Here is a 13,659-nt window from a genome sequence, read left to right as displayed (position 1 = left end):
GTTGAGGTCAGAGCTTGTGGGCTTGTTCGAAGGTGCTGATCAGGTTGGCGGCCCAGTGCAGACCGCGTTCGGCGAGGTAGCGCTCGGCGAAATGATGAGGCCCGGTGCGGGCCAGGACCGCGTCAATGACGCGCTGATCGTCCGGTGAGGACGCCCCAACGAGTGCGAGCGCGACCGGTCCAAGGCCTAGCTCGAACAGGCGGTTTCCGGCGCGAGACTGCAGATAATAGTCGCGCTTGGGAAACGCTTCGGCGATCAGCCGAACTTGCGTGTCGTTCAGGCCGAACCGGCGATAGGTCTCGGTTTGCGTCGGCTCCAGCGCACGGGGGTTCGGGAGGAATATCCGGCTTGGGCAGGATTCGATGATCGCAGGCGCAATCTCGCTGTCGGCGATATCGGCAAGCGACTGCGTGGCAAAGATCACAGCCACGTTCTTCTTGCGCAGCGTCTTCAGCCATTCGCGAATCCGGCCCGCGAACAGCGGATCGTCCAGAAACACCCAGGCCTCATCCAGCACCAGCAGCGTCGGCCGGCCGTCGAACCGCTCTTCGAGGGTGTGAAAGAGGTAGGTCAGAACCGGCGCCACTAGGCCAGGCAATGCCATCAATTCTTCCATCTCGAAGGTCAGCACGTCCGCCCCGGAAAGACGGTCGGCGTCTGCGTCCAGGAACCGACCATAGGGTCCTTCGAGCGTATAGGGCTGCAGCGCCTGCCGAAGCGCATCACGAGAAAGCAGCGCCACGAGCCCGGTCATCGTCCGCTGCGAGACGGGCGCAGAACCGAGGCTCCTCAGCGCCGACCAGAGCGTCTCTTTGACTTCGGGCGTCACGGTCACGCGCTCATGGGCGAGCACGCCACAAAGCCAGTCGAGTGCCCAGAGTCTCGCCCCGTCCTCCGCGGCATCCTTGAGCGGCTGAAAGGCGATACCGCCCTTGGCGCCCAGCTCATACCAGGCCCCCGACAACGCGAGCGTAGTGACCCGTGCCGAGCGGCCCTTGTCAAACGTGATCAACTGGGCGTTCGGATAGCGGCGAAATTGAAGGGCGAGCATCGAAAGCAGGACCGACTTGCCCGCGCCGGTCGGACCGACGATGATCGTGTGCCCGACATCTCCGGCATGGAGCGACAATCGGAACGGGGTCGCCCCTTTGGTCTTGGCGATCAGAAGCGGCGGCCCATCAAGGTGCTCGCACCGCTCCGGTCCGGCCCATACCGCCGACAACGGGCACATATGGGCGAGGTTCAGCGTGTGAACGATCGGCTGGCGGATGTTGGCATAGGCTTGGCCCGGCAGACCGCCGAGCCAGGCTTCCACCGCATTGACGCTCTCGCGAATGGCCGTGAAACCCCGGCTATTGATCACCCGCTCGACCGCGCGGATCTTCTCGTCCGCTTGATGCGAGTCCTCGTCGCTCACGGTAACGGTCGTTGTGATGTAGCCGAAGGCGACCAGATCGTCGCCGAGCTCGGAAAGCGCCGCGTCGGCGTCGAGCGCCTTGTTGCTGGCGTCGGTGTCGAGCAGCGCCGCCTGCTCGTTGAACATGACCTCTTTGAGGATCGCTGCAAGCGACTTTCGCTTGGCAAACCATTGCCGCCGGTAGCGCGTCAGCGTCGCATTTGCCTGCGTGCGGTCCAGCGGAATGAACCGGGTCGCCCAGCGGTAGGCGACGCCAAGCCGATTCAGTTCGTCGAGCAGGCCCGGAAAGGTGACGTGCGGAAACCCCAGGACGGTCAGCGCACGCAGATGGCTCCGCCCGATCGCCGGGGACAATCCGCCGGTCAGCGGCTCATCGCTCAGGAAACAATCGAGATAGGCCGGAATCTTGGGAACACTGACCGGATGGCGCTTGGTCGAGACGCAGCTATGCAGATAGGTGAGCGTCTCCTCATCGTTGAGGGGCCAGATTTCGGGCAAGACCGACGAGAGCAGATCGATCGCCCGGTCGGTTTCCTGGATAAACCGCTGGAGGTGGTCCCGGTAGCCCTGCTCGCTTCTCTCAAGCCTCCGCTGGCCGCGGAAATTGGCGTCGTCAATGCCGCCCTGTGCCGAATTCTCGTGTCGATCGGCATCGGCGATCGATTGGCCCGGACGAATGCGCCGATCTTTTTTGGTCGCGCGATTCTTCCCCTCGGGACGCTCGAGGAACAGGCCCTCGAGGCGCGAGATCCGCTCGGCCGGCGGCAAATACATCAAGGTCAGATGCAGCACACTTTCAAAGTGCTGCCCGCCCGGTCGTGCGGGATCCTCCCATGATGCCCCGGCGGCGCCCGCAAAAGCGGCGCGGCGTTCCTCATCAACCAGCCAGGACACCGCGTCCGGAAATTCCGACCGCGGATATTCGGACGCCGGGATGCGCGTGGCATCAAAGAAGAGAGCCCAGCCTGAACCGAAACGCTTCAAGACATTGTTGACGCGTGAGGTGACGCTCATCAGTTCGGCCTCGGTCGCACTGTCGAGGTCCGGTCCGCGGTAGCATATCGTTCGTTGAAAGCTGCCATCTTTATTTAGGATGACGCCCGGAGCGACCAGGCAGGCCCATGGCAACCAATCCGCCAGCCGATAGGCATCGCCGCGGAATTCTCTCAAGTTCAGCATGCGAGCCGGCCTTTGTGCTTGGTGTGACGGATGGCGACTTCGACGAAGGCGCCGGGTCACGCTTGGCGAGCCAAACGGCCGCGCTGTGTCCGATGACCCAGAGCACCAGGCCTGCGAGCCAAAGGCGCAAGCCGAGCGCCAGCACGGCCGACAGGGTCCCGATCAGAATGGCGGCGGCACGCGGAGCGCCGCCGATGAGGATGGGCTCGGTCAACGAGCGGTGGAGCACGAGTTCAAAACCAGCGGGGCGCATCAGATCAGTGCTCCGCCACCGAACGAGAAGAACGAAAGGAAGAAGGAACTCGCGGCGAAGGCGATTGAGAGGCCGAAGACGACCTGGACCATCTTGCGGAATCCGCCGGAGGTGTCGCCAAAGGCCAGCGATATGCCGGTCACCGTGATGATGATGACGGCGACGATCTTGGCGACGGGCCCCTGCACGGATTCCAGGACGCGTTCGAGCGGTGCTTCCCATGGCATGCCCGAACCAGCGGCGTGTGCCGCCGTGACGCTGAGGAGCACGCAGGCCGAGGCCACGCCGAGCTCGACCAGAGGCAATGCGCTGACCGAATAGAAGCCGCGAAGGCGCGAACGCACGTTTAGACGCAGTCGAATGGACATATTGCAGTCTCCTTCAGGTCAAGGACGGTGGGTTGTGTTTGGAAGTCCGGGAGGGGTCTCGAGCAGGTAGTCGCCCGACGGATCGAGGCCTTTGAGCTCGGCGACCGCCTCGATGCGCCGTGCGGGTCCCCGCCCCTTGATGAAGACGACCAGGTCGATCGCTTCGGCAATGAGCCGGCGTGGCACGGTTGCGACCGCTTCCTGAATGAGCTGTTCGATCCGGTAGAGCGCAGCTCGTGCCGAGTTGGCATGGACCGTGGCAATTCCGCCGGGGTGGCCCGTATTCCAGGCCTTCAGCATGTCGAGGGCTTCGGCGCCTCTGACCTCTCCGACGATGATGCGGTCGGGCCGCAAGCGCAGCGTAGAGCGGACAAGATCCGCAAGGCTCGCCGCGCCCGGCTTGGTCCGGAGCGTCACGGCATCCTTCGCATCGCAGCGCAGCTCACGGGTGTCCTCGATGACGACCACCCGCTCTCCGAGGCCAGCGATCTCCGCAAGGAGCGCATTGGCAAGCGTCGTCTTGCCCGAACCGGTGCCGCCGGCGATCAGGATGCTGCGCGCCTCGGTGACCGCTGATGTCAGCACTTTCGCCATTAGCGGCGAGGCAATCTGCGCCTTGACGTAATCGGATAGGCGGAACGTGGTCGTTGCGGGCTTGCGGATGGCAAAGCAAGGCGCGAGCGAGACCGGCGGCAGGACACCTTCAAAGCGTTCACCAGTCTCAGGTAGCTCCGCCGAGATGATTGGAGACGAACTGCTCGCTTCCGCCCGCACATGGCTTGCAACAAGCCGGATGATCCGCTCCGACTCCAGCGGCGTCAGAACGACGCCGGTATCGGCGCGACCCGTCCCGTGCCGATCAAGCCAAAGCCGCCCATCGGGATTGACCATGACCTCGACGACATCAGGCTCTTCCAGAGCCAGGGCGATTGCCGGTCCCATCGCGGTCCGCAGCATGCCCCGGCGTCGTTCGCGGGTTTCTGGCGAGAGGAGATCAGACATTGCCGACCTCCTCTCGCCCTGCCGGAGAATGCTCCGGCGGCTCACCCGTCGCGCCCTGCGCGCGGGATCCAGTATCGCTGGGTTGGGCAGCCCCCAGAGGAGCGCTCTCCTCGAGGTTCCGCATGAAGAGATCTGGTTTCGACGCGCTGACGCGATCCATGACGTCCGCGACAAGCCGGCCACCAGAGGCGACGCGTTTGCCGACTTGGGCAACAAACATTTCGAACCGCTCGCGGCCCAGCGCACGCGCTGCATCCTGATCTTGCGAAGGCAGCGGCGGGGTGATGGTCAAGTAATAACGGATGAAAAGTGCGATGGTCTCCGCCAGGACGCTCACGTCACGGTCGGCTCGTTCCAGTTGCCGGCTCATCCGGTCCAGCCTTCGGATCAGCGCCGCATCGCCGCTTGCGTCCCGCTCAGGATTGAGAAAGCGATCAAGCGCAGCGTCCACGATCGCTGACTTATTGGTTCCCGGCCGCTTGGCCGCGAGTTCGAGCCGTTGCGCCACGCTATCGCTGACGTAGGCCGACAGTTTCGGTTTCATCGGAAATGCTCTTCAGAATGAGGGGAGAAGATCGTCATCGTCGCGGGTGACGGCGTGGGCTCGGCGTACGGCGCTGGACGCGCCTGCGGATTGCTGCATCTGGTTGTGGTCGGCGGTGACGTCAGACTCGTCGTCAAGCAATCGCTCCTCGATGGCGCGAGCGTCGTTTACGGCCGGTGCCGCCTCATCGAACAACGGCAATTGCTGCTTGAGACCGCCCTCCTCGCCGCTCGCCTGCATGAGCTCGCGATACGGCAGGGTCGCGAGGCGAAGGTCGGTTGAGCGCACCTGCCCCCTCCAATTGTCAGGGCGTGCCGCCGGCCGGTCGGCGTACGCGTCGCCCGTCAAGGACGGCGGCTCGCGCAGACGGCTGACGAAGTTTGCGTCTTCGTAGTGACGCAGCTTCATCGCCCGGACCGGTGCAAGGCCAGAAACCAGCACGATGGCCTGATCGGGCGGCAGCTGCATCACTTCGCCCGGCGTCAACAAAGGACGTGCGGTCTCCTGACGGCTGACCATGACATGACCGAGCCAGGGCGCCAGGCGATGGCCCGCATAATTGCGCTGCGCACGTAGTTCGGTCGCTGTCCCCAGCGCGTCCGAAATCCGCTTGGCGGTGCGTTCGTCATTGGCGGCGAAGGCAATGCGGACGTGGCAATTGTCGAGAATCGCATTGTTCTCGCCATACGCCTTTGCGATCTGGTTGAGCGACTGCGCGATCAAATACGCGCGGATGCCGTAACCGGCCATGAAGGCGAGCGCACTTTCGAAGAAATCGAGCCGGCCAAGCGCGGGAAACTCATCCAGCATCATCAGGAGCTGCCGGTGCTCGCTGCCAGTTGCATTGACGTTCAAGGTCTCGGTCAGCCGGCGGCCGATCTGGTTGAGGATCAGCCTGATCAGCGGCTTGGTGCGGCTGATGTCCGACGGCGGAACGACGAGATAGAGCGTCACCGGCTTGTCGGCGCTCACGAGGTCGGCGATTCGCCAGTCGCAACTCTCGGTGTTCCGGCTGACGATCGGATCGCGATAGAGGCCAAGAAAGCTCACTGCGGTCGACAGAACGCCGGAGCGTTCGTTTTCGGACTTGTTGAGCAGCTCTCGTGCGGTTGCGGCGACCACGGGGTGCACCTTCGGCTCGGTCTCGGTGCCAAGATGATTGGTTGCCAGCATGATCCTGAGCGTCTTCTCAAAGGACTGAGCAGGATCGGCCAGGATCTCGGTGACGCGTGTGAGCGTCTTCTGCTCTTCCGCGTAAAGAACGTGGAGAATGACACCGACCAAGAGCGAGTGACTGGTCTTTTCCCAGTGGGTTCTACGTTCGAGCGCCCCTTCGGGGTCGACCAGGATGTCGGCGATGTTCTGGACATCGCGAACTTCGGCCGCCCCTTTGCGCACCTCGAGCAGCGGATTGTAGCGGGCGCTTCTTGAGTCCGTGGGGTTGAACAGCAGGCAGTGCGAAAACGTCGAACGCCAACCGGAGGTCAGTTCCCAGTTTTCGCCCTTGATGTCATGCACCACCGCCGACGACGTCCACGACAGCAATGTCGGCAACACCAGTCCCACGCCCTTCCCCGACCGGGTTGGCGCAAAGCACATGACGTGCTCCGGTCCATCATGGCGCAGATAGTTGTTCTCGAGATGGCCCAGAAACACGCCCTTGGCTGCGAAGAGGCCGGCCTCCTTGATCTCTTTGGGCGTCGCCCAGCGGGCTGAGCCGTAAGTCGTAACGAGTTGGTTTTGCCGCGCCCGCCACACCGAGTTGAGGATTGCAAACAGTGCGCCGGCGATGCCGCCAGCCGCGGCAATCGCCCCGCCCGCTTCAAAGATTTCGGGGGCGTACGCCTCGTAGGCAAACCACCATTCGAACAATCGCCAGGGCAGATAGACCGGATAGCCGGCAACCAGGAACCAGGGCGCGCCAAGCCGCTCCTGAAAACCGAGAGCAGCCGCAGTCCATTGCGTTGCTCCCCACGTCGACGCGATCACGATGCCGAAGACGGCAGTGATCTGACCAATGTAGATTTTTGCTGGAAACATGTTCCGCCCCACTCACTCGCGTTAGCGAGCGCGGCGAGATGAAAAGCGGGAGTCCGGTGAGCATTCAACCGGAATAAAAATCGTGGTCGGCAGCGAGATCCGTATCGATCAAGCTCGTCAGTGAGAGATCGACGGTGCGCCAGCGTCGGCGTGGGTGAGGAAGCGCCTCAATAGAAGGTGAAGAGCATGATCAAACTGGATCAACCGTCTGGCTCAGCTGATTGCTCAGCTCACCGACGTTGTAAGCAAAGAAGCGGGCGAATCGAACGACCTCGTTTGGGCGTTCGTTCTTGAATCTTCGGCATCAGCTGAAAATCCGAAAACGGGGCCGGTTATACTCATTCCGTGAAGCGAGTATAATTTCGTGCGAGAGAGCGGTCCCTCAGCTGTCACTGTGGTGACCCCACATCGTCCCCATCCCGGGCTCATGGCTATGCGATCGTCGCGAGGACGTTTACGCGTGAGCGGATTTGCGAGGTCGTTAAGGGGTCCAACTAGCTAGAGGCGGGGAAACAGCCACCTATTCTCCGCATAAATCGCGGCGAATTCGCTTGCGGATGCGGAGAATGGTCTCCATATTCTCCGCAAGGAGTGCGGAGAATGCCAGGATATATCCACCAACTGCCTGATTGGCCTCACTTTTCCTGGGATGTCGATGCCTTGGCGAAGCTGCTCGCGGCTGTCCGGCTTCGGCAAGGCCAGCTCATAGGGCGGATGCAGACCCTGGGTTTTGCACAGCAGGAAGAAGCTGTCCTGACTACCCTGACCGAAGAAGTCCTCAAGTCCAGCGAAATCGAGGGAGAGAAACTCGACAAGGATGCGGTGCGCTCTTCGCTGGCGCGTCGCCTTGGCATGGACGCGGGCGCCTTGCCGTCGGCAGACCGCAACGTCGAAGGTGTTGTCGAGATGATGCTCGACGCCACTCAGAAATTCAAAGCCGAGCTCACCACGGAGAGGCTCTTCGGCTGGCAAGCCTCACTCTTCCCAACGGGCCGCAGCAACCTGAAGAAGATCACGGTGGGAGCCTGGCGAGATGTGTCGGCGGGACCGATGCAGGTTGTCTCGGGCGATTATGGTCGTGAGCACGTCCATTACGAGGCGCCGACCGCCGAAAAGCTCGATGCTGAAATGACCGCGTTCCTGGAGTGGTACAACACCGAGGAGAAGATTGATCCCGTCATCAAGGCCGCGATCGCGCATCTGTGGTTCGTGACGATCCATCCCTTCGAGGATGGCAATGGACGAATCGCGCGCGCCATCGCCGACATGTCCCTTGCCCGCTCTGAAGGAATTCCGCAGCGCTTCTACAGCATGTCGGCCCAGATACGCAGCGAGCGGAAGACCTACTATGACATGCTGGAGAGCACCCAGAAGGGCGACCTCAACGTCACGCCGTGGCTCGAATGGTTCCTGGGCTGCCTCGACCGCGCGTTCACTGGAGCTGAGACCATTCTCGCAGCTGTGCTTGAAAAAGCCGACTTCTGGAAACGGCATGCGACAGCCCGGATCAATGAGCGGCAGCGCGACATGTTGAACCGCCTGCTGGACGGGTTCGAGGGCAAGCTGACATCGAGCAAATGGGCAAAGATAGAAAAGTGCTCGCCCGACACTGCCTTGCGCGACATTCAGGACCTCGTTGATCAGGGCATTCTCGCCAAGGACGAGGGCGGAGGCCGAAGTACAAGCTATTCGCTTGCCGCTTGAATGCTGTTGACTGCGGCGAGCGCATCCCTTGGACCGTCCAGCGTTCCCGGCGATGTCCACCGGGCAACCAGCGGTCCTCAACGCGGAGTCCTCCACCGCGAGTTCTACTATTCTCGCGGACATAGTATAATCATCAAGAGTCACAACGTTGCGCGCGATTGCGAGAGCTTTGCGCGAACCGCCTCGCCGAAGAAGCGAGCTGGCTCCCGCCGGCAGCCCAGCGCCCGGAGCTAGCGCCCGATCCCGCGCTTGATGCCGATCGACCAGGATATGCCCTCACCGCCCACACTGCCGGTGACCAACTGCCCACGTGCCCTCTCCAGCACCGGCCGCCAGGGCACCAGTGCGAAGTCATGGGACCGCTCGATCAGCGCATAGCGGCCGGTGTTCAGCGTCAGCATGCGCCGGTAGACACCAGTGAGACTGTCGCCGCTCTTGACGTCGAGATGCTCAAGTCCCGTTCGCGTCGCAATATCGGCGGCTGCCCGTCCGAGTTCACGCGCCTCAAGCGTCCGCAACAGGTCCCGCGCATAGCGCACCTGACCATCCTGCTCGCGCGCAAGCCCCTGCTCGATCAGCCATTGCCGTCTCGCCCGCATGGCAGCCTCGACCTCAGCACCCATTCCGCTCGGCGCCATCGCCTCGCGCCTCTTGGCGACAAGCTGACGGTCGAGCCAGGTTGCGCCCACCGCCTGCGGGAGATCCTCCAGCCTCTGCCATGACAGCACGGCAACCCGCACGGGATGGTGGGCGCGTTGGCGGCTCTCATACTGAAGCGCCCGATCAAGGTGATCTTCACCCACCGCCCAGCTCCCGTCACTGAGCCGGCTGACCATGCCCTCCTGCCGCATCGCTTCCAGACGCCGCACATGGGAAGCGACATACTCGCTTGAGGCCTGCGGGTCGAACTGGCGATGAAGGTGATCGCTGTAACGGCCGTCATTCGCGGCGACGACCTTCGCGATGGTTCGATCGATCTGGCGCGGTTCCGCAGCGCGAGAGCTGAGCTCGATAATCGTGTTCCGGGCCGGTGGCTCATCCTGTCCGGCGAGACTGCCGATCTCGGCATAGTGCGTCCGCCCGTCGATGCCATCCAAGACGACATAGCGGCGCTCCTTCAGCTCGTCCGCAAACCCTTCACCGACGACACGCCCGACCAGCCGTTGGCTGCTCTGTCCTGGATCGAAGATCGTGTAGCCGCCAGGGGCCCGCGACAGTCCGGCCGCGGCAAGCTCGCGATGCATGGTCTTGATGATATCGCCCCGCTCGCCCATGCGCCTGAGCTTTGCCTCGAGCGCGGCATCGATCCGCCATTGGCCGGGATCGGTCTCTTCCGCAAGTCCCATCCGCTCGAGCGCTCGTAGTCGCCCCATCCGGGCGGCCTGCCAGGCTGGATCTCTCGCCGGCACTGCGCTGAGTTCAAGGGCGCCATCCGGCGCATCGCGCACGATGGCCCGGTCAAGTCGCGTGAACCGCTCGGCCGTCACCTCCTGCTGGAGCTTGCGTGCGACCTCGATCTCCGTCTCGGGGCCGAGCTCCCGCGTGATCAGATCGGCGGCCCGCGCCCGCAGGCCGTGAGAGATATAATCGCGGGCGATCACGAGGTCCTGCCCTTCGTCGTCCCTTCCGCGGAGGACGATATGACTATGGGGATGACCCGTGTTGAAATGATCAGCTGCGACCCAGTCGAGCTTGGTGCCGAGGTCACTCTCCATCTGTCGCATCAGGTCGCGGACAAAGGGCTTTAGGTCGGAGAGTTCCGCGCCATCCTCGGGCCCCACAATGAACCGGAACTGGTGGCGATCTTCCTCGCTCCGTTCCGTGAAGGCCTTGCCGTCGGCGCGATCGCCGGCGGCATCGTAGAGCTCGCCCGGCTCACCGTCTCGCGTGACGCCGTCGCGCTGCACATAGCGCAAATGGGCGCGAACGGCGCCGGCATTGCCGGCCTTAATGCGCACGATGCGCGCCTTGATCACGACCCGGCGCTGGCCCTTGGCTCTCGCCGACCCGGCCAACACAGTGCCTTGCGCGTGCCCCCGACCGATCCGGCCACCGGAGAAGTTCGACGCACGGCGCGAACTGACGCCGGCCTTGTCTGCCGCCTGCCGCACGCGGCGCAGGTAGCTGGTTGCTTTCCTGGCTCTGCTATTGCCGATCCGGCCGAGCTTGACTTCGAATTCGTCGTCATCGACGCCATGCATGACGCGACCTCCCCGCTGCGAAGACCGCGGATATGTGAAGCTGATGAGCGGCCGCCAAGTCGCAGACGCAATCAACGAACGACAGCATTCCCTTGAGCCGCAATTGGCGACATCGCAGCTAGCGGTGTCGCCAACTCCTGGATGTGCAGACAAGGACTTGAGCACGGTGAAGCGCCAGTTCTTTTATCTTGCGCTCTCCTCCTCCCTCGTAGCGCCATTGATTTCGCTGGAAGAAGCTGCCTGGCCAGTCCGCAAGCGATGCTGCGAAGTGAGCAAGGCGCGAGCCTGCCGAACGATCGCGCGCAAGGTCTGGACGCGCGCGATCGCCGAAGACCAGCCGGTCAGATATCCGGATTCCAGGTCCAGAGCGGTCGCGCCACTCCCAGAATATCGCACCTCAAGACCGGCCCGAAGTAGCGTGAGTCGAACGAGAGCGGATGCGGCTGCAACAGGAAAAACTCTCCCTCGACCAGCCGCAGGCAGCCCTCCCATGACGGCAGCGCCCGGCCCGCATGATCCGTCTCCTGGACTTCCGCCACAGCTTTGCCGTCGATCAGGATCATATCTGCCAGTCCCTTCGATCGGCATATTTCGTCGCCACCGACGCCCACAACCGTCTTGAGGAGCGGTACCGGCGCGGGCAGGATCTCATGGGCGACGATCAGGAGCTCGATCGCGGGCGGCGGCCTGAAGACGGCGAGTTCGCCGCGCGTTGGGTATCTCTGTTCCAGATAATAGAAGCCAAGCGGCGCACTGCCGGTGGCATTGAAGATCAGAATTGGCGTGCCTGGTGCGGCCGACAGCAACAAGAGGATGATGCCGCCGCACATCGCTGCAACGATCGTGGTCCTAAGCCACAGGCGATGATGTCTAGTCCGCATCGGAGGTCGACCTCCGCTTGCTCGCCTGCGACCATTCGACGAGGTCCTCGATGTGATAGCGGACATAACGGCCATGCTTGCGATAGGTTGGGCCTCGTCCGTGTACCCGCATCTTTTCCAGGGTGTTCTTGGTGAGCCTGAGCCAGGCTGCGGCCTCCACTGTGTTCAGAAACGGCTTGTCGGGCTGTCTGTCTTCGATTTTAGTCATCTGCGAGCTGTCCCTTGCTGCGCGCCCGCTCGAGGGGCGGGACGCAAGGGGAAGCGTCGTCAGATTGAGTGCGTGAATCGAAGTGGCGAAAATCGTGCGGCCTGATTTGCCATCCCTGGCCGGCAAGGCTGATCAAGCAAGCGGAAGGCAAAGGCGCTAAAGCATGATCCGGAGAACCGCTTCGCACCTTTCCGAACAGATCATGCTCAAACAAAGCGCTAAAGGCTCGATGACGATTCAAACCAATTTGATCGCGCTTAGCCGAGCAGGTCGCGGTAGCCGCCCTTCATCAGCTCATTGCCTTTGGCGACCAGCCGCCGGGTGCGGTCCTTCAGGAACTGGCTTGGGCCGAGCCATTCGTCGGCGACCATCTTCGGCCCGAAGATCGTGATCGCGATCTGCCGGTATGTCTTGCCTTTGAGGTTCTCGTCGAGCGCGATCAGCGCATGACGCAGCCGCTCGTCCGAGCCTAACGATGCTCTCTGCGGCACGGCGGATTCCGGCTCCATGAAGCGCAGCAGCCGCTTCAAGAGCTCGGTCTGGGCTGAAAGATCGGAAAGGCCCTCGAGCTCGAAGGCCGGCGCAAACGATCTCGTCAGCACCGCAAGCCCGCGGATGTCGAGGGCGACATGAATACCCCTGCCCTTCAACAAGACCAACGATGCGCCATCGGCATCGATCACCGCATCGCGCGCAACCTTGAAGTCGGCAAGCGAGCGCGGCGGCGCGCCGTTCCCCTCAGCAAGCGGCCGCGCCCGCAGCCGGACGGTCCGCCGCAGGGCGTCCGGATGCCAGAACACCGGCGTCCCGCGGGCGCATTTCATCGGATCGGCAAAGGCATGGAGTCCCCATTTTTCTGCGCGCGGAAACCGCCGCGGCAGCCGCAACAGCCGTGTGCCGTCGCAAAGCGTCGTCACCACGAGACGTTGTGGAACCGAGCTCCGCCAGTCCGCGGCATAGTCGGCGTTCCGCCGCAAGAATTCCCATGCCCAGTCGGACGCGTCGTAGCCGTCCGTGTCGCAGGAGACCGCCTCGCAACTTGGCGGCAGGCGCTGTCTGTGCTGGGGCAGGTTCAACGGCGCCTCGACTCGCTTTTTAGTTGAGCAGGTGATCGTTCTGCCCAATTGGGGCAAGAGAGCGGCCCCCGCGGAGAGCACCCGCGGGGGCCGGAGCGCATCAATCCGCCGGGTTCCAGATCAGTGCGAAAACGTTCTCGTCGTCCTGACCGGCGGCACGGCCGAGGTTGGCGTAGAGCTTGCGCGGGCCAAACTCGGGAGCCGCCAGCGACAGGCTCACATAATCCTTGCGGCTGTTTTCCCCGCGGCGGATCCAGCCTGCGCCGATCTCGACGCCCTGGGTGACGACCCGAAAGTCCGGGTGAGTGTCCGCGGTCTTGTCGCGGTTCGGCACGATGTCGATGTCGGCCCGGATGGACACGGTCTTGAGCTGGCCCTTGTAGCCGCCGTTCTCGTTCCTGGTGACGTATCCGATCGCAGTCATGGTCTGTCTCCTTTGATGACGCAGAGGCCGATCCCCTGCGATGGCGAGACCGTCATGGGAAGCGAAACGCCACCGAACCCGTCAGGGGCGAAGCGATAGCGGCGCACCCGAGGAGGCGAGTTTTTTGAAGCGCAGCGGCCGCGAGGAGCCGGGACCGCAGGGACCGGCGGGGAAAAAAGGAGATGGCGAGGGTTTTGGCTGGCGGAGCGCTTCCCATAGGTCGTCAAGCCCACAAGCAGGAGATCGAACCTTTGAGGCTCACACAGTACAGTCCGTGACTGCGCCGGTTGGCCCCAGGGCGGCGCGTCTCGACAAGAGTGGAGATTGTCCAATAGCGCATCGCCGGAATCGGGCCGAACCGC

At 63.1% G+C, this 13,659-nt stretch carries 11 protein-coding genes and 1 pseudogene; 1 reads left to right on the top strand and 11 read right to left on the bottom strand.

All coding sequences use genetic code 11. The annotated features are described in order from the left end of the window. Positions 1-7 precede the first annotated feature (7 nt). The 6 genes and pseudogenes from trbE to ACVIGB_RS49930 form a co-directional block, all read right to left on the bottom strand. Positions 8-2,596, bottom strand: a complete 2,589-nt coding sequence (trbE, locus tag ACVIGB_RS49955) for a conjugal transfer protein TrbE (protein ID WP_456723682.1) — start codon at positions 2,594-2,596, stop codon at positions 8-10. Then, positions 2,590-2,849, bottom strand: a pseudogene (locus ACVIGB_RS49950) (VirB3 family type IV secretion system protein). The gene trbE and the pseudogene ACVIGB_RS49950 overlap by 7 nt, the downstream one beginning before the upstream one ends. Continuing rightward, entirely contained in the window at positions 2,849-3,217 is a 369-nt protein-coding gene (locus ACVIGB_RS49945; protein ID WP_456723684.1) for a TrbC/VirB2 family protein, read from the bottom strand. Before ACVIGB_RS49945 ends, ACVIGB_RS49950 begins: the two are co-directional and overlap by 1 nt. Positions 3,218-3,235: 18 nt before the next feature. Next, positions 3,236-4,219, bottom strand: a complete 984-nt coding sequence (gene trbB, locus ACVIGB_RS49940; RefSeq protein ID WP_456723685.1) for a P-type conjugative transfer ATPase TrbB — start codon at positions 4,217-4,219, stop codon at positions 3,236-3,238. Next, a complete protein-coding gene (locus ACVIGB_RS49935) occupies positions 4,212-4,763 on the bottom strand; it encodes a CopG family transcriptional regulator (protein ID WP_456723686.1) in 552 nt (183 codons plus the stop codon). The genes trbB and ACVIGB_RS49935 overlap by 8 nt, the downstream gene beginning before the upstream one ends. Positions 4,764-4,775: 12 nt before the next feature. Further along, positions 4,776-6,803 carry a conjugal transfer protein TraG gene (locus ACVIGB_RS49930; protein ID WP_456723687.1) on the bottom strand — a complete coding sequence of 676 codons (2,028 nt, stop codon included), beginning with the start codon at positions 6,801-6,803 and terminating at the stop codon, positions 4,776-4,778. A 600-nt stretch (positions 6,804-7,403) separates the two neighbouring features. Between ACVIGB_RS49930 and ACVIGB_RS49925 the strand changes: the two genes are divergently transcribed. Next, positions 7,404-8,507, top strand: coding sequence for a Fic family protein (locus ACVIGB_RS49925; RefSeq protein ID WP_456723688.1), 1,104 nt, complete (start codon positions 7,404-7,406; stop codon positions 8,505-8,507). Between the two features lie 230 nt (positions 8,508-8,737). On the opposite strand, the gene rlxS is transcribed toward ACVIGB_RS49925, so the two are convergent. The 5 genes from rlxS to ACVIGB_RS49900 all read right to left on the bottom strand — a co-directional run bounded on the left by rlxS (position 8,738) and on the right by ACVIGB_RS49900 (position 13,297). Then, the gene (gene rlxS / locus ACVIGB_RS49920; RefSeq protein ID WP_456723689.1) at positions 8,738-10,708 is read right to left on the bottom strand and encodes a relaxase/mobilization nuclease RlxS; all 1,971 of its coding nucleotides are present in this window, start codon (positions 10,706-10,708) and stop codon (positions 8,738-8,740) included. Between the two features lie 341 nt (positions 10,709-11,049). Further along, positions 11,050-11,538 (bottom strand): S26 family signal peptidase, encoded by a 489-nt coding sequence (locus ACVIGB_RS49915; RefSeq protein WP_456723690.1) that lies wholly within the window; start codon positions 11,536-11,538, stop codon positions 11,050-11,052. A gap of 40 nt (positions 11,539-11,578) precedes the next feature. After that, positions 11,579-11,797, bottom strand: a complete 219-nt coding sequence (locus ACVIGB_RS49910; RefSeq protein ID WP_456723691.1) for a helix-turn-helix domain-containing protein — start codon at positions 11,795-11,797, stop codon at positions 11,579-11,581. Positions 11,798-12,054: 257 nt separating this feature from the next. After that, positions 12,055-12,873: a DNA -binding domain-containing protein gene (locus ACVIGB_RS49905; protein ID WP_456723692.1), complete on the bottom strand. Its 819-nt coding sequence runs from the start codon at positions 12,871-12,873 to the stop codon at positions 12,055-12,057. A gap of 100 nt (positions 12,874-12,973) precedes the next feature. Beyond that, positions 12,974-13,297, bottom strand: a complete 324-nt coding sequence (locus ACVIGB_RS49900) for a DUF736 domain-containing protein (RefSeq protein ID WP_456723693.1) — start codon at positions 13,295-13,297, stop codon at positions 12,974-12,976. Between the last annotated feature and the right edge of the window lie 362 nt (positions 13,298-13,659).

This window comes from Bradyrhizobium sp. USDA 4341, assembly GCF_054063755.1.
Note: the sequence above shows the minus strand (reverse complement) of the source record. Positions and strands in the feature narration are given on the sequence as shown.